This window comes from Duganella kummerowiae, from assembly GCF_053572355.1.
This window is the reverse complement of record NZ_JBKFEH010000011.1, coordinates 15,868-37,998: the sequence shown is the minus strand read 5'-3', so window position 1 is coordinate 37,998 and position 22,131 is coordinate 15,868. Positions and strand designations below refer to the sequence as shown.

Annotated in this window: 19 protein-coding genes; 6 read left to right on the top strand and 13 right to left on the bottom strand. The window is 67.6% G+C overall.

From position 1 onward, the window contains the following. Nucleotides 1-22 precede the first annotated feature (22 nt). Both ACLB1G_RS16190 and ACLB1G_RS16185 read left to right on the top strand, forming a co-directional pair. Nucleotides 23-1,186, top strand: a complete 1,164-nt coding sequence (locus ACLB1G_RS16190; RefSeq protein ID WP_491628260.1) for a tetratricopeptide repeat protein — start codon at nt 23-25, stop codon at nt 1,184-1,186. Nucleotides 1,187-1,268: 82 nt separating this feature from the next. Continuing rightward, entirely contained in the window at nt 1,269-4,070 is a 2,802-nt protein-coding gene (locus ACLB1G_RS16185) for a M16 family metallopeptidase (protein ID WP_491628259.1), read from the top strand. Between the two features lie 337 nt (nt 4,071-4,407). Here the strand turns inward: ACLB1G_RS16185 and ACLB1G_RS16180 are convergent, their stop codons facing one another. Next, nucleotides 4,408-4,629: an addiction module protein gene (locus ACLB1G_RS16180; RefSeq protein ID WP_491628258.1), complete on the bottom strand. Its 222-nt coding sequence runs from the start codon at nt 4,627-4,629 to the stop codon at nt 4,408-4,410. A gap of 167 nt (nt 4,630-4,796) precedes the next feature. After that, on the bottom strand, nt 4,797-5,306 hold the full coding sequence (locus ACLB1G_RS16175) for a DNA-deoxyinosine glycosylase (RefSeq protein ID WP_491628257.1): 510 nt from the start codon (nt 5,304-5,306) through the stop codon (nt 4,797-4,799). 64 nt (nt 5,307-5,370) lie between these two features. Between ACLB1G_RS16175 and ACLB1G_RS16170 the strand changes: the two genes are divergently transcribed. Further along, complete coding sequence (locus ACLB1G_RS16170; protein WP_491628256.1) at nt 5,371-5,808, top strand: Mpo1 family 2-hydroxy fatty acid dioxygenase; 438 nt, start codon at nt 5,371-5,373, stop codon at nt 5,806-5,808. Between the two features lies 1 nt (nt 5,809). Here the strand turns inward: ACLB1G_RS16170 and ACLB1G_RS16165 are convergent, their stop codons facing one another. Next, complete coding sequence (locus tag ACLB1G_RS16165) at nt 5,810-5,944, bottom strand: hypothetical protein (protein WP_491628255.1); 135 nt, start codon at nt 5,942-5,944, stop codon at nt 5,810-5,812. Between the two features lie 165 nt (nt 5,945-6,109). On the opposite strand from ACLB1G_RS16165, the gene ACLB1G_RS16160 reads away from it, so the two are divergent. Together ACLB1G_RS16160 and ACLB1G_RS16155 are read left to right on the top strand one after the other, a co-directional pair. Beyond that, complete coding sequence (locus ACLB1G_RS16160; protein WP_491628254.1) at nt 6,110-7,036, top strand: DMT family transporter; 927 nt, start codon at nt 6,110-6,112, stop codon at nt 7,034-7,036. Further along, the gene (locus ACLB1G_RS16155) at nt 7,033-7,515 is read left to right on the top strand and encodes a GNAT family N-acetyltransferase (protein WP_491628253.1); all 483 of its coding nucleotides are present in this window, start codon (nt 7,033-7,035) and stop codon (nt 7,513-7,515) included. The genes ACLB1G_RS16160 and ACLB1G_RS16155 overlap by 4 nt, the downstream gene beginning before the upstream one ends. A gap of 195 nt (nt 7,516-7,710) precedes the next feature. Here ACLB1G_RS16155 and ACLB1G_RS16150 read toward each other — a convergent pair whose 3' ends face one another. From ACLB1G_RS16150 to ACLB1G_RS16115, 8 genes are all read right to left on the bottom strand, one after another. Next, nucleotides 7,711-9,279: a glycine betaine ABC transporter substrate-binding protein gene (locus ACLB1G_RS16150; RefSeq protein WP_491628252.1), complete on the bottom strand. Its 1,569-nt coding sequence runs from the start codon at nt 9,277-9,279 to the stop codon at nt 7,711-7,713. Nucleotides 9,280-9,322: 43 nt separating this feature from the next. Then, on the bottom strand, nt 9,323-10,588 hold the full coding sequence (gene hutI, locus ACLB1G_RS16145) for an imidazolonepropionase (protein ID WP_491628251.1): 1,266 nt from the start codon (nt 10,586-10,588) through the stop codon (nt 9,323-9,325). Next, the gene (locus tag ACLB1G_RS16140; protein WP_491628250.1) at nt 10,585-11,175 is read right to left on the bottom strand and encodes a HutD/Ves family protein; all 591 of its coding nucleotides are present in this window, start codon (nt 11,173-11,175) and stop codon (nt 10,585-10,587) included. Before ACLB1G_RS16140 ends, hutI begins: the two co-directional genes overlap by 4 nt. Beyond that, nucleotides 11,172-12,536, bottom strand: a complete 1,365-nt coding sequence (locus ACLB1G_RS16135) for a formimidoylglutamate deiminase (protein WP_491628249.1) — start codon at nt 12,534-12,536, stop codon at nt 11,172-11,174. The genes ACLB1G_RS16140 and ACLB1G_RS16135 overlap by 4 nt, the downstream gene beginning before the upstream one ends. Continuing rightward, nucleotides 12,533-13,321: an N-formylglutamate deformylase gene (hutG, locus tag ACLB1G_RS16130; protein WP_491628248.1), complete on the bottom strand. Its 789-nt coding sequence runs from the start codon at nt 13,319-13,321 to the stop codon at nt 12,533-12,535. The genes ACLB1G_RS16135 and hutG overlap by 4 nt, the downstream gene beginning before the upstream one ends. Before the next feature lie 11 nt (nt 13,322-13,332). After that, a complete protein-coding gene (hutH, locus tag ACLB1G_RS16125; RefSeq protein WP_491628247.1) occupies nt 13,333-14,892 on the bottom strand; it encodes a histidine ammonia-lyase in 1,560 nt (519 codons plus the stop codon). After that, nucleotides 14,889-16,604, bottom strand: a complete 1,716-nt coding sequence (hutU, locus tag ACLB1G_RS16120) for a urocanate hydratase (protein WP_491628246.1) — start codon at nt 16,602-16,604, stop codon at nt 14,889-14,891. Before hutU ends, hutH begins: the two co-directional genes overlap by 4 nt. A 100-nt stretch (nt 16,605-16,704) precedes the next feature. Continuing rightward, a complete protein-coding gene (locus ACLB1G_RS16115) occupies nt 16,705-18,366 on the bottom strand; it encodes an amidohydrolase (RefSeq protein ID WP_491628245.1) in 1,662 nt (553 codons plus the stop codon). Nucleotides 18,367-18,484: 118 nt separating this feature from the next. Here ACLB1G_RS16115 and msbA point away from each other — a divergent pair, with 118 nt between their 5' ends. Beyond that, nucleotides 18,485-20,308 carry a lipid A export permease/ATP-binding protein MsbA gene (msbA, locus tag ACLB1G_RS16110; RefSeq protein WP_491628244.1) on the top strand — a complete coding sequence of 608 codons (1,824 nt, stop codon included), beginning with the start codon at nt 18,485-18,487 and terminating at the stop codon, nt 20,306-20,308. On the opposite strand, the gene ACLB1G_RS16105 is transcribed toward msbA, so the two are convergent. Together ACLB1G_RS16105 and ada are read right to left on the bottom strand one after the other, a co-directional pair. Next, on the bottom strand, nt 20,293-21,000 hold the full coding sequence (locus ACLB1G_RS16105) for a 2OG-Fe(II) oxygenase (protein WP_491628243.1): 708 nt from the start codon (nt 20,998-21,000) through the stop codon (nt 20,293-20,295). The genes msbA and ACLB1G_RS16105 overlap by 16 nt on opposite strands. Then, nucleotides 20,997-22,046, bottom strand: coding sequence for a bifunctional DNA-binding transcriptional regulator/O6-methylguanine-DNA methyltransferase Ada (gene ada / locus ACLB1G_RS16100; protein ID WP_491628242.1), 1,050 nt, complete (start codon nt 22,044-22,046; stop codon nt 20,997-20,999). The genes ACLB1G_RS16105 and ada overlap by 4 nt, the downstream gene beginning before the upstream one ends. Nucleotides 22,047-22,131 lie beyond the last annotated feature (85 nt).

Genomic DNA, 22,131 nt, shown 5'->3' with positions numbered 1-22,131 from the left:
GCGGCGGGCCGGGGAGACGGAAATGAAATACCTGCTATTGCTTGCCGCCCTGCTGTGCGGCTGCGCCAGCCAGCCGGCCCGGGACACGCCGGCCGCCGGGCTGTTCGAGGACCAGCGCTTCCAGCCGGCCAGCGGCGAGCTGGGCGCGGCCCGGATCTTCGCGCTCAGTCCCGAGATGAAGCGCTACCTCAAGGAAGACATCCTGCAGAACATGCACGGCAAGGATGCGCGCCATGCCCTGTTCGACGCCCTGTACCGCAAGGGCGCGCTCAAGCTGGACTATGACGCCGCCGTCACCCGCAACGCCGCCGAAACCTTCGAGGCGCGCATGGGCAATTGCATGTCGCTGGCCATCATGACGGCCGCCATGGCGCGCGAGCTGGGCCTGACGGTGCAATTCCAGCGCGTGCTGACGGAGGACAGCTGGAGCCGGGCCGGCGACCTGTATTTCAACAGCAACCACGTCAACCTGGTGCTGGGCCGGCCCCAGCGCGATTCCAGGTATGGCTACGACGCCGACCAGTACCTGGTGGTGGATTTCATCCCCGCCTCCGAGCAGGCCCGGATGCGGGCCCAGCCGGTGGAGGACAAAACCATTATTGCCATGTACATGAACAACCGCGCCGCCGAGTTCATGGTCGACGGCAAGCTGGACGAGGCCTACTGGTGGGCGCGCCAGGCCATCGTGGCCGATCCCGCCTTCGTCAACGCCTACAACACCCTGGGCGTGATCTACCGCCGCCACGGCGAGCTGGATGCGGCGGAGCGTGCCCTGCGCCTGGCCCTCAAGCAAGCGCCCGAGAACACCATCTTCCTGTTCAACCTGGCCCAGACCCTGGAGCAGGCCGGACGGCTGCCGGAAGCGCAGTCCGTGCGCGAGCTGCTGGCCCGCATCGAGCCCTATCCGCCGTTTTACTTCTACAAGCTGGGCCAGCAGGCCATGGAACGCCAGGACTACGCCGAGGCGCGCCGTTTGTTCCTGCGCGAACTGGAGCGCTCGCCCTACTACCATGAATTCCACTTCGCCCTGGCCAGCGCCGCCCTACAGCTGGGCAATTACAAGGAAGCGGACCAGCACATGAAGCAGGCCCTGGAAAACAGCACCACCCCGGGCGAGCGCCTGCTGTATGCGGGCAAGCTGGACCGGCTGCGGGCCTACGAATCGCATACTGTTCTACGTCAATAAACCGTAATAATTCCAGACTTGCCATACTTTCCCATTGGTATAATTTCATGGAATGCAATGTCCATTCCCACAAGGAGAAAGTATGGCGAAGTTCGTAGCACGCAAGCTGGCCGGCGCCGTCGCGCTGGCCCTGCTGTCCCTGGGCGCATCGGCCCAGCAGGCGGCCCCGACCAACAAGGCCGCCCCGGCATCCAAGGCGGCCGCAGCGGCCGACATTCCCATCCCCGACATTCCCTACACCAAGTTCGTGCTGAAGAACGGCCTGACCCTGCTGGTGCACGAGGACCACAAGCTGCCGGTGGTGGCGGTCAATACCTGGTACCACGTGGGCTCCAAGAACGAGAAGCCGGGCAAGACCGGCTTCGCCCACCTGTTCGAGCACCTGATGTTCAGCGGCAGCGACAACTTCAACCGCACCTACATCAACGCCATGGAACGCATCGGTGCGACCAACCTGAACGGCACCACCAACAACGACCGCACAAACTACTTCCAGAACGTGCCCACCTCCATGCTGGACTACACCCTGTTCGCCGAAAGCGACCGCATGGGCCATCTGCTGGGTGTGCTGGACCAGAAGAAGCTGGACCTGCAGCGCGGCGTGGTGCAGAACGAGAAGCGCCAGGGCGAGAACCAGCCCTACGGCGTGGCGCGCCAGCTGCTGGTGGAAAACACCTGGCCGGCCGGCCACCCCTATTCCTGGACCGTGATCGGCTCCATGGCCGACCTGGACGCCGCTTCCATGAAAGACGTGCAGGATTGGTTCAAGACCAACTACGGCCCGAATAACGTGACCCTGGTGCTGGCCGGCGACATCACGCCGCAGCAGGCCCTGGAAAAGGTCGAGAAATACTATGGCGACATCCCGCCCGGCCCGCCGCTGGCCAAGCAGGAAGCCTGGGTCGCCAAGCGCAGCGGCACCCACCGCAGCACGGTGCAGGACCGCGTGCCGCAGGCGCGCACCTACCGGGTCTGGAACGTCCCCGGCGATAACACCAAGGAATCGGCGCTGCTGGATTTGGCCGCGCACGTGCTGGGCGGCGGCAAGAATTCGCGCCTGTACAAGCGCCTGGTGTACAAGGACCAGATCGCCACCAGCGCCAGCGCCTTCAACAGCTCCAACGAGATCGCCGGCCAGTTCATGCTGGTGCTCAACGCCCGTCCGGGCGGCGATGCGGCCAAGGTGGAACAGGCGGCGGCCGAGGAGCTGGGCAAGCTGCTCAAGGATGGCATCACGGCGTCCGAACTGCAGCTGGCCAAGACCTCCATCCTGGCCCAGTTCGCCCGCATCACGGAGCACGTGGGCGGCTTTGGCGGCAAGAGCGACCTGCTGGCCCAATGCACCACCTTCACCGGCAATCCCGACTGCTACAAGGATTACCTGAAGTGGATCAAGGAAGCCACGCCGGCCAGCGTCAAGCAGGCCGCCGACGCCTGGCTCAGCGATGGCGACTATGTGCTCAACGTGCTGCCCTACCCGCCCGCGCTGGCGGCCGGCCCGAACAAGCTGGACCGCAGCAAGGAACCGGCCCTGGGCCAGGCTGAAAAGCTCAACCTGCCGCCCATGCAGAAAGCCACCCTGTCCAACGGCCTGAAAGTGGTGGTGGTGGAGCGCCACGGCGCGCCGGTGGTCAACATCAGCACCCTGATCGATGGCGGCTTTGCTTCCGACACGGCGGACAAGGCCGGCCTGGCGCGCCTCTCGCTGCGCATGCTGGAGGAAGGCACGCCGCGCCGCGACTCGCTGCGCATCGGCGAGGACTTCGAGGCGCTGGGCGCCCAGTTCAGCACCGGCATGAGCCTGGACGGCAGCAGCGTCAACCTGAACGCGCTCAAGGCCACCCTGCCGCAGGCGCTGGACGTGTATGCCGACGTGCTGCTGCATCCTTCCTTCCCCGAGAAGGAATTCACCCGCCTGCAGAAGGACCGCCTGGCCGAAATCCAGCGCGAGAAGGCCGCGCCGCCGTCGCTGGTGAACCGGGTCATGCCGGGGCTGCTGTACGGCGCCGGCCACGCCTACTCGCTGCCGTGGAGCGGCAGCGGCACCGAGGCCGCCGTCGCCAAGCTGACCCGCGAGGACGCGGTCAAGTATTACCAGTCCTGGTTCAAGCCCAACAACGCCACCGTGCTGGTGGTGGGCGACACCACCCTGGCCGAGATCGTGCCGCAGCTGGAGAAGGCGCTGGGCGGCTGGAAGCCGGGCGAGACGCCGGTCAAGAACGTGGCCGAGGTGGCGCAGCCGGCCAAGCCGGTGGTGTACCTGATCGACCGTCCGGGCGCGCAGCAAAGCGTGATCGCGGCGGCCCAGCTGGCGCCGCCGCGCAACTCGCCGGACGAGGTGCAGCTGGGCGTGGTCAACAATGTGTTTGGCGGCACCTTCAGCTCGCGCATCAACATGAATTTGCGCGAGGACAAGCACTGGTCGTATGGCGTCAATGCCGGCATCTCGCCGGCCCGGGGCCAGCGGCCCTACATGAGCCGCTCGCCGGTGCAGACCGACAAGACCAAGGAAGCGCTGCAGGAACTGGTGCGGGAGTACCGCAACATCGCCGGCGCCAAGCCCATCACTGCCGACGAACTGCTGGCGGCGCAGACCAACGAAGCCTTGTCGCTGCCGGGTTCGTATGAAGGCGTGGACCAGCTGGCGCGCGCCTACGCCAGCATCATCCAGTACAAGCTGCCGGAGGACTACTACAACAGCTATACCCAGAAGGTGATGTCGCTGACGCCGGAGCAGGCCAACGGCCTGGCCAAGCAATACATCCTGCCTGGCCAGCTGGTGTGGCTGGTGGTGGGCGACATGAGCAAGGTGGAAGCGGGCATCCGCGAGCTCAACCTGGGCGAAGTGCGCAAGCTCGACGCCGACGGCAAGCCGCTGCCCTAAGCGGCAGCAAAGCGCCCGCCCCGCCGCGCGGGGTGGGCGCATACCGCCTACTTGCGCCCAATCCAGTAACCGGGTCTCCGTCGTTGATGAGCAAAGGCTAATACCCTCAACTCCGTCGGACTAAACTCGTAAATGACGCTATATGGAAATTTACGTAGCACGTATTTCCGCCGCCGGCCACGAAAGGGGCTTCCAAGCTGAGGATGCATCAATATGATGTCGGCGACCCGCTTGAATTCCGCCAGCAAGTCCATCGCTGACTGTGGACTGTAGTATGCATGGTGGAACGCCGCAGCATCCTGCAGCTCGATCACCGCGGCCGGAGCAATGATCAGTCTCACTTCAACCTGGCGCGTATCAGGTCCAGCGCTTCGCTCAAGGCGAGGCCCTGCGTCGCCCCACTCTCCATGTCCGCACTACGTCGTTCGACTTCTGCGGCCAGTACATCATCATCCGAATGCCCTTCCAAGCTGGCAACCAGTAATTGCACCAGTTGTTCACGCCGCTCCGGATCAAGCGCCAAAGCTTCTGCGGCAAGTCGTTCAAATTGCTCCGCCATAGTTACCTCCGATGAGAATCTCGATCATACCCTGCAGGCTGCGAACAACTGAAAGGAAACCTGCCTGATTCGACTTTGGTCAAAACCAATAAGGCGATCCGAGCAAGCTATAGCCGGAAGCCGGCAATAAGCGCCTCACAGCGCTGCGACCAATCGGGTAAAGTGGCTTATATGCTGCGCGCTGCGTTCAAGACTTGCCACAGCCGCGCCTTTTCATCATAAGCCAGCGTATAAGCCGGGCTGCTCGACGGGAGTTGAAATATCTGGTAGCGCGATGCCGTTACGCCGAGTACCTTCAAGCCCAGTTTGGCTGCTGTGCCGCCATTGAAGGCGACCGCGCGGATGCCGGGGAAGCGCGCCAGGAGGCTCGGCAGGTCGTTGTCGTCGCGGTGGCGGATCGCGCTGTCCAGGCTGCCGGGGCGGTGGGCTTCGGCCACCACGTCCCACAGGCCCACGCCATGCGCCAGCAGCGTCTGCAGGCGCTGCGCGTAGGGCAGCGGCACCAGTGGCACGCCGATGACTTCCGACATCAAACGCCAGAATGCATTCTGCGGATTGCCATAGTACTCCTGCACCGCCAGCGACTTCTCGCCCGGCAGGCTGCCCAGCACCAGCAAACGGGTGCGCTCATCGACAACGGGATCAAAGCAGCGCTTGCGCGCAAGTTCCATGGACATGGCCGCATTGTAAGGCGCGCGCGGCGGCGGGTGTAGAATTTGCTGAACAAAAACAGGAGACACCATGCCCGCCACCCGCACCATCGACACCCTGCTGGACCAGTACCGCGACAGCCACCGCCATCCCACCAACGAGCTGATCCACTTCGTATGCGTGCCGCTGATTATGTTCACCCTGCTGGGCCTGCTGTGGGCCCTGCATCCGCTGGCCACGCTGGCCTTCTGCGCAGCCTCGCTGTGGTATTACCTGCGGCTGTCGCGCCCGTTCGCGTTGGGCATGGCCCTGATGACGGCCGTAATGCTGGTGCTGCTGGCGGCCGTGCCGCCGCAGGCCGTGCTGCCGCTGTCGCTGGTGATCTTCGTGCTGGCGTGGATAGGCCAGTTCATCGGCCACAAGATCGAGGGCAAGAAACCGTCGTTTTTCGACGACCTGCGCTTCCTGCTGGTGGGGCCGCTGTTCGTGCTGAGTTTCCTGTACCGCCGCCTGAAGCTGGCGTATTAAGCTAAGGCAGGCGCGGCATGACGATGGAGGCTGGCGCCAGCACCTCAGCCTGGTCGGCCAGCAACACTACCACGACGGTGGCCAGCACAACATAGCCGACCACGGTGGCGACCTTGAACTGTAAGGCGGTGCTCATTTCCTGCTCCCAACTTGGAATAACTTAGTTTTTCCATAATACTTATATTTTCAACAAAATACTCTAAATATCTGCCAAAACTGCGCTGCATCAAGGCTATTGTGTTGCGCCGCAACAAAAAGTGGAGGCTAGGAAATTCATGACGGAGGCCGGTATACTGCGCCGATGTCCTCTCCCCTCTTGTTCATCATAGCGAGCCTTATTTGGGGTTCCACCTTTTTCGCCATCACGTTGCAGCTCGGTGACATCGCGCCGGCCGTCTCGGTGGTGTACCGTTTCGCCCTGGCATCGGCGCTGCTGTTTGCCTGGTGCAAGCTGCATGGACGCAAGCTGATGCTGCCCTGGCGCGTACAGCGCTGGCTGATCCCGCAGGGAGCAGCGACCTTCTGCATCAGCTATATCTGCACCTACAACTCGGAGCAATACCTGGTGTCGGCCGTGGTGGCCGTGCTGTTCGCGCTGATGGTGTTCTGGACGCCGCTGTGCAGCCGCATCGCCTTCGGCACGCCGCTCACCTGGCGCATGCTGGGCGCGGGTATCGCCGCCACCGCCGGCGTGACGCTGCTGTTCTTCCATCCCATCCTGGCCTCGCTGGCCGAGCTGCGCGCAGGCGGCAACGGCCACTTCCTGCTGGGCCTGGGCCTGGCGCTGGCCGCCACCATCGCCAGCTCGGTCGGGAATGTATTCGTGGTCAAGGTGCGCGAGCAATCGTCCGATGTGCCGCTGACCATGGCCTGGGCCATGCTGTGGGGCACGCTGATGGTGGCGGTCTGGGCGCTCGCCAGCGGCGATCCATTCCGCCTGCCGCGGTCGCTGCCCTACTGGGGCGGACTGCTGTACCTGTCCGTGCTCGGCTCGGTGATCGCCTTTGCCGCCTATTTCACCCTGATCCACCGCATCAGCGCCCAGAAGGCCGTGTACATAGGCGTGGTGACGCCGGTGATCTCGGTGCTGCTGTCGATACAGCTGGAACACTTCCGTCCCGGCGCCCTGGAATGGGCCGGCATGATACTGTGCCTGGCCAGCGTGGCCTGGGCCCTGAGGTCCGACGCGCCGCCGGTTTCCGATGACTCCACACTGAAAGCCTCATGAGCTCACTGCATATCCGCCCCGCCCGTCCGGACGACGTGGCCGCCATCTACGGCATGATCCACGAACTGGCCGTGTTTGAAAAACTGGAACACATGATCAGCGGCACTCCGGCCATGCTGGAGCAGCAACTGTTCGGTCCGCACCCATCCTGCGAAGCCCTGATCGGCGAGGAGGACGGCGCACCGGTCGTGTTCTCCCTGTTCTTCCACAATTTTTCCACCTTCCTCTGCAAGAAGGGCCTGTACCTGGAAGACCTGTACGTCAAGCAATCCCACCGCGGCAAGGGCTATGGCAAGCAAATGCTGGAGGCGCTGGCCAGGCTGGCGGTGGAGCGCGATTGCGGGCGCTTCGAGTGGAGCGTGCTGGATTGGAACGAGAATGCGATCCGCTTCTACGAAGGCGTGGGCGCTTCAGTCCTGCCGGACTGGCGCATCTGCCGCGTCACCGGCGAGGCCTTGCAGAAATTGGCAGGGCAATAAAAAAAATCCCCCGGAACGTTGCCGTCCAGGGGGGAGAACCCGTTGTCAGTGGGAGGGGAGATTGAATCAACGGGATCCACTATAGCGAGGCGCGACCCGCATTTCCGCCCACTTTACAAATCCTTACCCGCGCGCCCGCAGCCCTTACACGGCTTTACAAAAAGCGATTTCCCCTTAACTTGTGTGTCCGGCCTGTTATTGATTTGGCGAAATTTTGGGGACTGCCCATCGCTCCAGCAGCTCGAACCCGGCCTGGGTCACCAGCGCCAGCACGGCGGCCGGAATGGCGCCGGCCAGCAGCATGCCGTGGTCGTTCAGGGCCAGGCCGATGGTGATGCGTTCGCCGTAACCGCCGGCGCCGATGAAGGCGGCGATGGTGGCGGTGCCGACGCAGGTCACAGCGGCGATCTTGACGCCGGCCAGTATCACGGGCAGCGCCAACGGCAGTTCCACGTGCAGCAGACGCTGGTGCGCGCGCAAGCCCAGCGCCTGCGCCGCCAGCCGTAATCCCTGCGGCAGCTGCAGCATGCCGGCGCAGGTGTTGCGTACTATGGGCAGCAGGGCGTACACGAACAGGGCCAGCAGCGCGGGCACGGCGCCTATGCGGCCCAGCAGCGGGATCAGCAGCGCCAGCAGGGCCAGCGAAGGCACGGTCTGCAGCACGCCTGCCACGGCCAGCACCGGCTGGCGTATGCGCGGTACATAGGCGGCCAGCACGCCAAGCGGTATCCCCACCGCACAGGCCAGCGCCACCGACAGCAGCACCAGGGTCAGGTGCTGGCGCGTCAGCGGCCACAGGTCGGGGGCGAACAGTTTCGCCCACAAGCCGCTGTGGGTGCCGGGGTTGGCAGGCCGGCCCGCCCCGGCGTCCGGATGCGACGTGGATGCGGTTGCGCCGCCGGGACGGCGGGCCAGCCAGTCCCGGGCGATGCGTGCGAAGGGCTGGCCGTCGATTTCGGCGGCGGCGTTCATGGCGATCATGTCGGCCGCGCTGATGCGCCCCTCGAGCGCGGCGATGGCGCGCCAGGCGGCGGGAAAGCGCCGCGTCACGTCCAGCCGGTACAGCAGCACGGCGTCGTAGCGCGGAAAATAGCCCTTGTCGTCCTCCAGCACGCGCAGGCCGTACTGTTTGATCTTGGCGTCGGTGGAATAGATGTCGATGACGTCGACCTGGCGCTGCACCAGCGCCTCGTAGGCGATGCCGTGGTCCAGGCCCGAAGGCTGCTGCGGCAGGCCGTATTGCCGCGCCAGCCCGGGCCAGCCATCCGCGCGGCCGATGAATTCATGGGACAGCCCGAAACGCAAAGCGCCCTGCCCCGCCAGCTGGCTCACGCTGTGCAGCCCGGCATCGCCGCGCATGGCCAGCGCATAGGTGTTGTTGAAACCCAGCGGCACCGCCATGCCCAGTCCCATGGCGGCCAGTTCGCGCAAGGTCTGCTCGCGCGGCGCCGCCTGCTGGTGCTTGAGGATTTCCAGTTCGATGGTACCTATATATTCCGGATAGACGTCGATCTTACCGGCCTGCAGGGCGCCCAGCACGATGGCGGTGTTGCCCAGTCCCTGCAGGTGCTCGGCCTGCGCATGCGGCGCCGCCGTCTGCAGGAGCAGCTCGCCCAGGATATAGGATTCAGTGAAGCGCTTGGAACCGATGCGCAGCGTGTCGGCATGCGCCAGCGCGCTCCAGCACAGGAGCACGGACAACAACAGCGCGCACAGCCGGCGCAGGAAGGTGGGATGGGGGAGCACGCCGCGAGAGGGAGACATGCCGCCAGCTTACCACCGAAGCCGGCACAGCGCGGACTGCGCCTCAGGCGGCGCGGGGATGCAGGACGCCGCCATGCACGGCGCCAACGCAGGGATTGAAACCGATGGCGTACGACAGGTCGGCCGGGCGGGCGATGCGCCACAGCGCCAGGTCGGCGCGCTTGCCCACCTCCAGGCTGCCGATGCTGTCCTGCCGCCCCAGCGCGCGGGCGGCGTGGATGGTGCAGCCGGCCAGCGCCTCCAGCGGCGTCAAGCGCCACAGGGTGCAGGCCATGTTCATGGCCAGCAGCAGCGAGGCCATGGGCGAGGTGCCGGGATTGCAGTCAGTGGCGACCGCCATGGGCACGCCGGCGGCGCGCAGCGCGGCCACCGGCGGCGGGGTGGTGTCGCGCAGGAAGTAGTAGGCGCCGGGCAGCAGCACCGCCACCGTGCCGGCGGCGGCCATGGCGTCCACCCCGGCCTGGGACAGGTGTTCCAGGTGGTCGGCCGACAGCCCGCCGTAGCGCGCCACCAGCTGCGCCCCGCCCTGGTCGGACAGCTGCTCGGCGTGCAGCTTGACTGGCAAGCCGTGGGCGCGGGCGGCGTCGAACAGCCGTGCCGTTTGCGCCGTGCTGAAGGCGATCCGTTCGCAGTAGGCGTCCACCGCATCGACCAGGCCCTCGGCCGCCAGCGGCGCCAGCATGGCGCACACGGCGTCCACGTACTCATCGGCGCGGCCCGCGTATTCGGGCGGCAGGGCGTGGGCGCCGAGAAAGGTGGTGGCGACACCGACCGGCAGTTCGCGGGCGATGCGGCGCGCCACGCGCAGCATCCTGGCCTCCGCCTCCAGCGTGAGGCCGTAGCCGGACTTGATCTCGATGGTGGTCACGCCCTCGGCCAGCAGGCTGCGCACGCGCGGCAGGCTTTGCGCCAGCAGCTCGTCCTCGCTGGCGGCGCGGGTGGCGCGCACGGTGGACATGATGCCGCCGCCGGCGCGGGCGATATCCTCGTAGCTGGCGCCGTTCAGGCGCGCCTCGAATTCGTCGCTGCGGTTGCCGGCGTGAACGATATGGCTGTGGCAGTCGACCAGGCCGGGCGTGATCCAGGCGCCGCCGCAGTCATGGCTGGTGCTGATGCGCGCCCCGGGCGGCAATTGCGCGCAGGGGCCGACCCAGGCGATGCGGCCGTCTTTCACGGCCAGGGCGCCGTCGCGGATGTCGCCGTAGCCGGCGGCCGTGGTGGCCGTGGTGTCCACGGCGGCCATGGTGTCCGCGGCGGCCATGGTGGCCAGGTGGGCGTTGAAGTACAGGATATCCCACTCCACCGTCATTGCTGCCTTTCGCCGCTGGAGACGATATCGACCACGAACACGGTGGCCAGCGGCGCCTCCAGCGTCCACTCGCCGTCGCCCAGCAGCACGGTATCGTAGCGCACCATGGCGATGCGTTCGCGCGCGCTGCCCAGGGTCAGGCTTTCGCCGTCGGCCAGGAACAGCAGGGTGGTGTCGCCGCGGCGGCGCACGGTCTCTCTGCCGCGCACCACGCATGGCGTGAGCCGGTGGCGGCAGCGGGCGCGCCGCGTCATCACGTTGAAATCGATGGTGGCCGTGCCATCGGCCAGGGTGGCGTGCACCGGCGTCTCGCCGGCGAATTCGATCAGCGGTTCGCTGGGGCTGAGCACGAAGCGCTCGTCGCCGAAATCGAGCAGCACGCCGTCGCCCTGCACCAGCGCCAGCGAACGGTCGATGCCGGGGAAGGAGGAAAACGGCCCGCTGTGGGCGATGGTGGCCAGGCTGACGCGCCAGTCGAAGGCATCCAGTCCCGCGCCGGGCGGCGCCGCCGCGATTTCCGTGGTGCTGCCGCCGCCATTCTTCCACGGCTTGGGATGCAGGCTTGCGTACTGGATCAGCTGGGTCATCGCAACTCCCTCAGTTCGGCCATGGTCTGCCGGAAGCGCGCGGCGATGGCGTCTTGCGCCGCATGCCGCCCGCCGCGTACTACCCACTGGCCGCAGACCATCACGTCACGCACCAGGTTGTCGTTGCCGCTGAAGATGAAGCTGCCGAGCACCTCGTCCAGCGCCAGTCCATACAGGTTCGGGTGGCCGTCGTCCAGCACCAGCAGGTCGGCGCGGCAGCCGGCCCGCAGCGCGCCCACCGGACGGCCCGCGGCCCGGGCGCCGCCGCGCAGCGCCGACTGCCACAGGAAGTCGCCCACGTTACGCTGCGCCGCCGACACCGCCACATTGCGGCGCTGCAGCCGCAGGCGCTGTCCGTATTCCAGCCAGCGCAGTTCTTCCACTGCGCTGTGCGACACATGGCTATCGCTGCCGATGCCGAAACTGCCGCCGGCTTCCAGGAAAGCCGGCAGTGGGAACAGGCCGTCGCCCAGGTTGGCCTCGGTGGTCGGGCACAATCCCGCCACGGCGCCGCTGCGGGCGATGCCACTCACCTCGTCCGGCAGCAGGTGGGTGGCATGCACCAGGCACCAGCGGCCATCCACCGGTAGCTGTTCCAGCAGCCACTGCACCGGGCGCCGTCCGCACCAGTCCAGCGCCTGCGCCACCTCGCCCTGCTGCTCGGCGATGTGGATGTGCACCGGACGCTGCGGCGGCAATCCTGCCAGCACTTCCCGTATCTGTTCCACCGACGCGGCGCGCAGCGAGTGCGGCGCCACGCCGACCTCGGTCTGGCCATCGCGCAAGCCTTCCAGTGCGTCCGCCACGGCCAGCACCTCCTGCGCATCCGTTTTAAACCTTAGCTGCTGCGGTTGCAAGGGCTTTTCGCCAAAGCCGGAATAACTATACAACACCGGCAGCAGGGTAAGGCCGATTCCGGCCAGGCGTGCGGCGGAGGCCACCCTGGCGGCGGTTTCGGCCGGGTTGGCGTAGAAAGCGCCATCCGGCTGGCGCTGGAGGTAATGGAATTCGCACACGCTGGTGTAGCCATGGCGCAGGCATTCGGAAAACAGCTGGGCCGCGATGGCTTCCATCTGTTCCGGGGTGATGCTGCGCGCCATGCGGTACATCAGCTCGCGCCAGGTCCAGAAGCTGTCCGGGCCGTCGCCGGCGCATTCGGTGCGGCCGGCCAGGGCGCGCTGGAAGCTGTGCGAGTGCAGGTTGACCATGCCGGGCAGCGCGTACTCCACCGTGGGCGTGGCGGCTCCCGGCTTGGCGCCTGGCGTAACGGCCGTCAGCGTGCCGCCGGCGTCCCATTCCAGCAGCACGTCCTGGCGCCAGCCCTCCGGCAGCAGCGCGTGGCGGGCCAGCAGCGCGTTCATGCCTGCGCCCAATCGGCGGCGGCCTGCAGCATGCGGCGCAGCGGTACGCGCACCTGGTTCGCCAGGTCCGCGCGGTAGGCGTAGGGCGCCGTCTCGTCCATGTAGGTGGACTGGCACATCTCCAGCTGGATGGCGTGCATGTGGTCAGCCGGACGGCCGTAATGGCGCGTGATGTGGCCGCCCTTGAAGCGGCCGTTGACGGCAATGCTGTAGCGGTCCTGGCCACGCACCTGATCCAGCACGGCCTCGCTCAGCGCCGGCGCGCAGCTGGCGCCGCCGGCGGTGCCGAAGTTCAGGTCGGGCAGCTTACCGTCGAAGAAGCGCGGCAGCACCGAGGCGATGGAGTGGGCGTCCCACAGCACGGCCTTGCCGTGCATGGCGCGCAGGCGGTCCAATTCGCCGCGCAGGCAGTCGTGGTAGGGCTGCCAGTACCGCCGCAAACGCTCTCGCACCTCGGCCGCATCGGGTGCCTGCCCTTGCAGGTACAGCGGTTCGCGGTGGAAGGTGTCGACCGGGCACAGGCCGGTGGTGTCCTGGCCCGGATACAGGCTGCTGTCCTCGGGCGGGCGGTTCAGGTCGATCACATAGCGCGACCAGCGCGCCGACAGCACCGAGGCGCCCAGCTCGCCGAGGAAATCGTACAGCCGCTCCAGGTGCCAGTCGGTATCCTGCCTGTCCAGCGCGGCGGGCGCCATGCGCGCGGCGATGTGGTCCGGGATGTCGGTGCCCACGTGCGGCATGGACACCAGCAGCGGTATCCTGCCCATCTTGAACTGATAGTCCATCACTCCCTCCGTCAGGGATGCAGCGGCGTGAACAAGTCCTTGCAATGCGCGCTCAGCTCGCCGGCCAGCACCATGCGCTTGGCGTGCTCGATATCGGGCGCGAAAAAGCGGTCGGCGTCGAAGAAGGGCACGCGCCGGCGCAGCTGTTCATGCACATGCTCCAGGTGCGGCGAGGTGGACAGCGGCCGGTGGAAGTCTATGCCCTGCGCCGCCGCCAGCAGTTCGATGCCGACGATGACGGCGGTATTGTGCGCCATATCGTCCAGGCGGCGCGCCGCGTAGGTGGCCATGCTGACGTGGTCCTCCTGGTTGGCGGAGGTCGGCAGGCTGTCCACGCTGGCCGGATGGGCCAGCGACTTGTTCTCGGAAGCCAGCGCGGCGGCCGTCACGTGGGCGATCATGAAGCCGGAATTGACGCCCGGCTCGCGCACCAGGAAGGGCGGCAGGCCGGACAGGGTGGCGTCGATCAGCAGCGCGATGCGGCGTTCGGCCAGGGCGCCGATTTCGGCGATGGCCAGGGCCAGGGTGTCGGCCGCGAAGGCCACCGGCTCGGCGTGGAAGTTGCCGCCCGAGACAATGGCAGGCAGGCCGCCCGCGCTGTCCGGGAAGATCAGCGGATTGTCGGTGACGGCGTTGGCCTCGATCAGCAGGGTGCGGGCGGCGTTGGCGATCAGGTCCCAGCAGGCGCCCATGACCTGCGGCTGGCAGCGCAGGCTGTAGGGATCCTGCACCCGTTCGTCGCCCACCAGGTGCGAGGCGCGGATGGCGCTGCCGCTGACCAGCTGGCGGTAGATGGCGGCGGCGGCGATCTGGCCCGGCTGGCCGCGCACGGCGTGCACGCGGGCGTCGAAGGGGGCGTCGCTGCCCTTGGCGGCGTCCAGCGACAGGGCGCCCGCCACCATGCCGGCTTCCAGCAGGCGTTCGGCCATGAACAGGCCGTGCAGCGCCAGCGCGGCCGAGACCTGGGTGCCGTTGATCAGCGCCAGCCCTTCCTTGGCGGCCAGGGTGACCGGCTCGATATGGGCGTTGCGCAGGGCCTCGGCGGCATCCTGCAGGGCGCCGCCGCGCACCCGCACCTGGCCTACGCCCATCACGGTCAGGGTCATGTGCGACAGCGGCGCCAGGTCGCCCGAGGCGCCCACCGAGCCCTTGGCCGGGATGGCCGGCATGATGCCGGCGTTGTACAGCGCCAGCAGGGTATCGATGATGATGCGGCGCACGCCGGAATAGCCGCGCGCCAGGCTGCCTATCTTCATCAGCATGATCAGGCGCACCACGGCGTCGGACAGCAGTTCGCCGGTGCCGACCGAGTGCGACAGGATCAGGTTGCGCTGCAGCTGTTCCAGCTTGTCGTCCGGGATGCGGGTCTTGGCCAGCAGGCCGAAGCCGGTGTTGATGCCGTAGGCGGCGTCGCCCTTGGCGACGATGGCCTGCACGGCGGCGGCCGAGGCGTCGATGGCGGCGTAGGCGTCGGCAGCCAGGTCGAGGCGGCCCTGGGCGGACCACACGCCGCGCAGGTCGGCCAGGGTCAGCGCGCCGGGTTTCAGGATCAGGAGGTGGGGAGAGCTCATGGGTTATTCACCATAGGGAGGTTGAGGCCGTTACGCTGGGCGCAGGCGATGGCGGATTCGTAGCCGGCGTCGGCATGGCGCATCACGCCCGAGCCGCTGTCGTTGACCAGCACGCGGGCCAGGCGGCGCGCGGCGGCCTCGCTGCCGTCTGCCACGATCACCACGCCCGCGTGCTGCGAGTATCCCATGCCGACCCCGCCGCCATGGTGCAGCGAGACCCAGGTGGCGCCGCCGGCCGTGTTCAGCAGGGCGTTCAGCAGCGGCCAGTCGGAAACGGCGTCGGTGCCGTCCTTCATGCTTTCCGTCTCGCGATTGGGGCTGGCGACGGAGCCGGTGTCCAGGTGGTCGCGGCCGATCACGATGGGCGCCTTCAGTTGGCCCGTGCGTACCATCTCGTTGAAGGCCAGGCCGGCCAGATGGCGTTCGCCCAGGCCCAGCCAGCAGATGCGCGCCGGCAGCCCCTGGAAGGCGATGCGCTCGCGCGCCATGTCCAGCCAGCGGTGCACTTGCGCGTGGTGCGGGAACAGTTGCTTGATCCTGGCGTCGGTCTTGTAGATATCCTCCGGGTCGCCGGACAGCGCCACCCAGCGGAACGGGCCGCGTCCCTCGCAGAACTGCGGCCGGATGTAGGCCGGCACGAAGCCGGGGAAATCGAAGGCGTTCTTCACGCCCTGGTCGTACGCCACCTGGCGGATGTTGTTGCCATAGTCGACCACCTTGGCGCCCAGCTGCTGGAAGTCCAGCATGGCTTGCACGTGCACGGCGCAGGAGCGCGCGGCGGCGGCGGTCAGCTCCGCGTGGCGGCCGGCGTCCTGCTGCGCGGCCTTCCACTGCCCGACGGTCCAGCCCAGCGGCAAGTAGCCGTTGACCAGGTCGTGGGCCGAGGTCTGGTCGGTCACCAGGTCGGGGATCAGGCCGCCGGCGCGGGCCCGCTCGACCAGCTGCGGCAGGAGCTCGGCCGCGTTGCCCAGGAGGCCTATGGAAATGGCGTCGCCGCGCTCCTTGTGTTCGCGCACCATGGCCAGGGCCTGGTCGATGTCGGCGGCTTGCTTGTCGAGGTAGCGGGTGCGCAGGCGGAAGTCGATGCTGCTCTGCTGGCACTCGATGGTGAGCGACACCGCGCCGGCCATGGTGGCGGCCAGCGGCTGGGCGCCGCCCATGCCGCCCAGGCCGGCGGTCAGCACCCAGCGGCCTTTCAGGTCGCCGCCGAAATGCTGGCGGCCCGCTTCGGCGAAGGTCTCGTAGGTGCCCTGGACGATGCCCTGGGTGCCGATATAGATCCAGCTGCCGGCCGTCATCTGGCCGTACATGAACAGGCCCTTGCGGTCCAGCTCATTGAAGTGTTCCCAGTTGGCCCACTTGGGCACCAGGTTGGAATTGGCGATCAGGACGCGCGGCGCGTCGGCATGGGTCTGGAACACGCCGACCGGCTTGCCGGACTGGATGAGCAGGGTCTGGTCCTCCTCCAGCTCGCGCAGCGAGGCCAGGATCTGGTCGTAGCAGGCCCAGTTGCGGGCGGCGCGGCCTATGCCGCCGTACACCACCAGGTGAGCGGGGTTCTCGGCCACCTCGCGGTCCAGGTTGTTCTGGATCATGCGGTAGGCCGCCTCCGCGCCCCAGTTCTTGCAAGTGCGCTCGGCCCCGCGCGGCGCGCGTATCACGCGGCTGGCGTCGTAGCGGGGATCGCTGTCGGGATGGTTGACCGGGCTCATGATGGACTCCTGCCGTAGATGGGATGTCAACAGCATAGGTTGTCTATACAACCAAGTCAACCAGTTTTTTAGCGCTTTTTCAGCGGGCCATCCCTCACCATTATTTCTTGTAGACCTGCTGGCCCGCCACCCAGGTTTGCAGCACCGTTGTCTTGCCGATCTCGCTGGCGGGGATCTTGAACAGGTCCTGGTCGATGATGATGAAGTCGGCCCACTTGCCCGGTTCCAGGCTGCCCAGCACGTTTTCCTGGTGGGCGGCGTAGGCGGCGTCCAGGGTGAAGCAGCGCAGGGCTTCGGTCAGGGTCATGGCCTGGTTCTTGTACCAGCCGCCGTCCGGCACGCCGGCGTTGTTCTGGCGCGTGACGGCCGCGTGCAAGCCCTCGAAGGGATTGGGCGATTCGATAGGGAAGTCGGAGCCGCACGCGATCCTGGAGCCTTGCTGGAGGAAGGTGCGCCAGGCATAGGCGCCCTTGATGCGCTCGTGGCCCACGCGCTGCTCGGCCATGTTCTGGTCCGAGGTCGCATGGGTGGGCTGCATGGACGGAATCACGCCCAGCTGCTTGAAGCGGGGGATGTCGGCCAGCGCCACCACTTGCGCATGCTCGATGCGGTGCCGCAGCGCCACGTTGCGGTACTGCGGGATCAGCTTCTGGTAGGCGTCCAGGATCTGGCGGTTGCCGGCGTCGCCGATGGCGTGCACGTTGACCTGGTAGCCCGCTGTCATGGCCTTGCCCATCTTGGCCAGCATTTCCTCATTGGGGTAGAACAGCAGGCCGCGAGTCGAGGGCATGTCGCTGTAGGGCGCCAGCAATGCGGCGCCACGGCTGCCCAGCGCGCCGTCCGAGTACAGCTTGACGGCCGCCAGCGCATAGCGGTCGCCGGCGTAGGAGGCCAGCGGGCCGTTCTTCGACAGCGCATCGAAGTCTTCCTTGGTGTCGCCTATCATGGCGTATACGCGGGTGGTCAGCTTGCCGTGGTCGGCGTAGTCGCGGTACAGGGCGTCCTGGCGCACGCCGATGCCGGCGTCGTGCACGCTGGTCAGGCCGACCCTGGACAGATAGGCCAGCGCGCCGCTCAGGGCCGCGCGCGATTCGGCCTCGGTGGGCGCAGGCACCACGCGGTTGAGCAAGCCCATGGCGGCGTCCACCAGCACGCCGGACGGGTTGCCGGCGGCGTCGCGTTCTATCTTGCCGCCTTGCGGATCGGCGGTGTCCCTGGTGATGCCGGCCAGCGCCAGCGCGCGGCTGTTGGCCCAGATGGCGTGGCCGTCGACCCGGTGCAGCAGCACGGGACGGTCGCTCACCACGGCATCCAGCTCGGCGGCCGTGGGGAAGCGGCCCAGCTTCCAGTTTTCCTGGTTCCAGCCGAAGCCGATGATCCAGGCGCGCTGCGGATGGGACGCCGCGAACTCGCCCACCGCCTTGAGCGCCGCCGCCAGCGAGGCGGGGCTGTACAGCTCCACCCCGGCGGCGATCTCGCCGAGCTCGAACACGTGGCCGTGGGCGTCGATCAGGCCGGGCAGCACGGTCTTGCCCTGGGCGTCGATGCGCTGCGCGCCGGGCGCCTTGGCCGCCACGCTTTTCTCGGCGCCGGCGGCGATGATGCGGCCCTGGTCGTCGAAGGCCAGGGCGTCGAAGCGCTGCAGCTTGCCGGTGGCGGTCAGGGTATAGCCGTTGGCGTTGACCAGCAGGGTGTCGGCCTGCGCCGAGGCGAGAGTGGACAGGGCGGCCAGCACGGCCAGGGTGATGCGCGGCAGGGTCATCGCAGGACTCCGGGAAAGTAGAATATTGTCAGAGTGTATCGAAATTCCCACGCCGCCAACAGCGGCCCGGCGCGCAGGACGGGTACAATGCTCGCTTCCCTGCCCTGACCACACACTTGTGAATAGCCGCCAACTCTATATTCGCCTGCTGCAGCAGTTCCGTCCCTACGCCTGGATAGGCGCCCTGACCATATTGGCGGTGGCGGTGGCCTCGGCCACCGATGTGATGCTGATCAGCCAGCTGCAAAACGTGGTGGACGCCCTGAGCAGCGCCGGCCAGCCGCGCACCGCCGACAGCGGCGTGATGGCCAGCGTCAGGCAATGGCTGACCGCCCTGCTGCCGGCCGATCCGGCCGGCGCGGCGCTGTGGACCATCCCCGCCATCATCTTCGGCCTGGCGCTGCTGCGCATGGTGTCCAGCTTCGCCGGCGACTATGGCGCCGCCTGGCTGAGCAGCCGGGTCCAGGCCAACCTGCGCGAGTCCATGTTCGCCCGCATCCTGCGCCTGCCCAACCGTTATTTCGACAGCACCTCGACCGGCACCACGCTGTCGCGGGTGGCCTTTGACGCGGCCCAGGTGGCCCAGGCCGGCCTGAACGTGATCAACGTGGCGGTGCGCGATTCGGTGCTGGCCATCGGTTACCTGGTGGTGCTGTTCACCAAGGACTGGCAACTGGCGCTGTTCTGCCTGGGACTGCTGCCGCTGGTGGCCGTGGTGGTCACCTTTGCCGGGCGCCGCATGCGCAAGCTGAGCCAGAACGCCCAGCATGCCATGGGCGACCTGACCAACCTGCTGGACGAGAGCATCAGCGGCCAGCGCGTGGTCAAGATCTTCGGCGGCCAGCAGTTCGAGCAGCGCCGCTTCGACGAGGTGGTCAAGCTCAACCGCCAACTGGCGGTCAAGCATGCGGCCACCTCGGCCTTCAACTCCGGCCTGATCATGCTGCTGATCGGGATCACGCTGGCTTCCGTGATCTACTTCGCGCTGCTGCGCCACCAGGCTGGCGCGTTGTCGGCCGGCGCTTTCGTGGCGTTCATGTCGGCGCTGCTGGCCATGCAATCACCGATCAAGAACCTCACCAAGATCAACGAGCCGGTGCAGCGCGGCCTGGCCGCCGCCGAATCCGTGTTCAGCCTGGTGGACACGGAACCGGAGCCGGACCACGGCACCCGCACCATCGATCGCGCCCAGGGCCGACTCGCGCTGGAACAGGTCAGCTTCCGCTACCACGGCGCCGATCCGGACGCGCCGTCGGCCCTGGACGGCGTGTCGCTGGACATACGCGCCGGCGAAACCGTGGCCCTGGTGGGCAGCTCGGGCAGCGGCAAGACCACCCTGGCCGGCCTGCTGCCGCGCTTCTACGACGTGTCCGATGGGCGCATCCTGCTGGACGGCGTCGACCTGCGCGACTACCGCCTCGATTCGCTGCGCGACCAGATCGCGCTGGTCAGCCAGGACGTGGTGCTGTTCAACGACACCCTGGCCGCCAACATCGCGTATGGCGACCCGAATCCGTCGCAGGAACGCATCGAGGCGGCCGCGCGCGCGGCGCACGCCCATGAATTCATCGCGCGCCAGCCGCAGGGCTATCTGAGCCCGGTGGGCGAGAACGGCACCCGTTTGTCGGGCGGCCAGCGCCAGCGCCTGGCCATCGCCCGCGCCCTGTACAAGGACGCCCCCATCCTGATCCTGGACGAGGCTACCAGCGCGCTGGACACGGAATCGGAACGCCTGGTGCAGCAGGCGCTGGAGGTGCTCATGCGCGGCCGCACCACGGTGGTGATCGCGCACCGCTTGTCCACCATCGAGAACGCCGACCGCATCGTGGTGCTGGACGGCGGCCGCATTACCGAGATGGGTGACCACGCCAGCCTGCTGGCGCAGGGCGGCATGTATGCGCGCCTGTACCAGACCCAGAAAAGCGTTCAGGCGGCGTCGTGAAAGATGATCCCCAGGGTGTGGCGGCGGCCGGCGCGCAGCCGGCTCACGCCGTGCCGCATGTTGACGCGGTAGACGCCGCGCGTGCCGGCCACCGGCCGCTGGTGCACCGGGAAGATCAGCATATCGCCCTGCCCCAGCGGCGCCACCTCGGCGCGTGACTGCATGCGCGGACGCTGCTCGGTCAGCACGAACTCGCCGCCCTCGAAATCCTCTCCCGGCCGCGACAGCAGCACGGCGGCCTGCAGCGGGAACACATGTTCGCCATACAGGTCCTGGTGCAGGCAGTTGTAGTCGCCCGCCACATACTGCAGCAGCAGCGGCGTGGGACGCAGCTGGCCGGTCGCGTGGCACAGCGCCAGATAATCTTCATGCGCGGACGGAAAGCGTTCCGGCAAACCCATGGCCTGCTGCCAGCGGTTGGCAATGGCGGCCAGGGGGCCGTACAGGGCGGCGCGCAGGGCCGCCACCGGCTCAGGCAGCGGATAGCTGAAATACTGGTACTCGCCGCGCCCGAAGCCGTGGCGTTCCATCAGAATCCGGCTGCGGAACAGCTGCGGCTGCGCGTACAGCGCGGCGGCCTCGCGGCATTCAGCGGCGCTGAGCAGGCCGGGGACGATGGCACAGCCGTGGGCGTCCAGTGCGGCGGCGATGCCGTCCCAGTCCAGCGCCGCAATGCGCTGCGGCACGCTCATCGTCCCGACTCGCGCTTGAGCAGCTCGGCCTTGCGGTCCACGCCCCAGCGGTAGCCGGACAGGCCGCCATCGTTGCGCACCACCCGGTGGCAAGGAATGGCCACTGCGATGGCGTTGGCGGCGCAGGCCGAGGCCACCGCGCGCGCCCCCCGGGGCAGACCCACCATCTGCGCCAGCTCGGCGTAGCTGACCGTGCGCCCGGCCGGGATCTCGCGCAGCACCTGCCACACGCGCTGCTGGAAGGCCGTGCCGCGCACGTCCAGCGGCAGGTCCAGCCCCAGTTGCGGCTGCTCGACCAGGGCGATCACGCGCGCCACCACCAGTTCGTAGTCCGGCTCGGCGCCGCGCAGCTCGGCCTTGGGAAAGCGGTCCTGCAGGTCGCGCGCCAGCGCGTCGGGATCGTCGCCGATCAAGATGGCGCAGATGCCCTTGTCCGTGCTGGCCACCAGCACCGCCCCCAGCGAACACGCCGCGATGGCGAAGCGGATGACGGCGCCGCTGCCGCCGGCGCGGAACGCGCCCGGCGTCATGCCCAGCGCGGCGGAGGCATCGGCATAGAAGCGGCCGCTGGAATTGAAGCCGGCCGCGTAGATGGCCTCGGTGACGCTGGACTCGCTGGCCAGTCCGTCACGCAGGCGGCGCGTGCGGCTGGCCCGGGCGTAGGCCTTGGGCGTCAGGCCGGTGTGGGCCTTGAACACGCGGTGGAAGTGGAAGCGGCTCATGCCGCTGGCGGCGGCCAGGCTGTCCAGGTCCGGCTCCTGTTCCGCGGTCTCTATCAGGCGGCAGGCCCGCGCCACGATGGCGGCCTGGCGCTCGGCCAGTGGCGGCTGGTCCGGCTTGCAGCGCAAGCAGGGCCGGAAGCCGGCCTGCTCGGCATCGGCGCAGCTGGCATGAAAGGCAACATTGCGCCGCAGCGCGGGCCGCGCCCCGCACGAGGGGCGGCAATACACGCCGGTGCTGCGCACGGAATAATAGAACTGGCCGTCGGCTGCGGCGTCGCGGCGCTGCACGGCGGCCCAGCGCTGTTCATCATCGATATAGGTCATGGCGGACTCCATCCAATCTGCATTGAGTCCCATGGTAGGCGCGCCGGTCGCGCGCCGCACTCCGGCTCTTGCTTTCGAATTGTTT

Coding starts and splice junctions, on each gene's coding strand:
- ACLB1G_RS16105 (WP_491628243.1), bottom strand. CDS start 21,000: ATGAGCGTGCCGCAGCGCATTGCGGCGCTGGACTGGGACGGCATCGCC.
- hutI (WP_491628251.1), bottom strand. CDS start 10,588: ATGACGGTGGAGTGGGATATCCTGTACTTCAACGCCCACCTGGCCACC.
- ACLB1G_RS16115 (WP_491628245.1), bottom strand. CDS start 18,366: ATGACCCTGCCGCGCATCACCCTGGCCGTGCTGGCCGCCCTGTCCACT.
- hutG (WP_491628248.1), bottom strand. CDS start 13,321: ATGGACTATCAGTTCAAGATGGGCAGGATACCGCTGCTGGTGTCCATG.
- ACLB1G_RS16135 (WP_491628249.1), bottom strand. CDS start 12,536: ATGAACGCGCTGCTGGCCCGCCACGCGCTGCTGCCGGAGGGCTGGCGC.
- ACLB1G_RS16180 (WP_491628258.1), bottom strand. CDS start 4,629: ATGGCGGAGCAATTTGAACGACTTGCCGCAGAAGCTTTGGCGCTTGAT.
- ACLB1G_RS16150 (WP_491628252.1), bottom strand. CDS start 9,279: ATGTCTCCCTCTCGCGGCGTGCTCCCCCATCCCACCTTCCTGCGCCGG.
- ACLB1G_RS16155 (WP_491628253.1), top strand. CDS start 7,033: ATGAGCTCACTGCATATCCGCCCCGCCCGTCCGGACGACGTGGCCGCC.
- ACLB1G_RS16160 (WP_491628254.1), top strand. CDS start 6,110: ATGTCCTCTCCCCTCTTGTTCATCATAGCGAGCCTTATTTGGGGTTCC.
- hutU (WP_491628246.1), bottom strand. CDS start 16,604: ATGAGCCCGGTCAACCATCCCGACAGCGATCCCCGCTACGACGCCAGC.
- ACLB1G_RS16175 (WP_491628257.1), bottom strand. CDS start 5,306: ATGTCCATGGAACTTGCGCGCAAGCGCTGCTTTGATCCCGTTGTCGAT.
- ACLB1G_RS16185 (WP_491628259.1), top strand. CDS start 1,269: ATGGCGAAGTTCGTAGCACGCAAGCTGGCCGGCGCCGTCGCGCTGGCC.
- ACLB1G_RS16140 (WP_491628250.1), bottom strand. CDS start 11,175: ATGACCCAGCTGATCCAGTACGCAAGCCTGCATCCCAAGCCGTGGAAG.
- ACLB1G_RS16190 (WP_491628260.1), top strand. CDS start 23: ATGAAATACCTGCTATTGCTTGCCGCCCTGCTGTGCGGCTGCGCCAGC.
- ada (WP_491628242.1), bottom strand. CDS start 22,046: ATGACCTATATCGATGATGAACAGCGCTGGGCCGCCGTGCAGCGCCGC.
- ACLB1G_RS16170 (WP_491628256.1), top strand. CDS start 5,371: ATGCCCGCCACCCGCACCATCGACACCCTGCTGGACCAGTACCGCGAC.
- hutH (WP_491628247.1), bottom strand. CDS start 14,892: ATGAGCTCTCCCCACCTCCTGATCCTGAAACCCGGCGCGCTGACCCTG.
- ACLB1G_RS16165 (WP_491628255.1), bottom strand. CDS start 5,944: ATGAGCACCGCCTTACAGTTCAAGGTCGCCACCGTGGTCGGCTATGTT.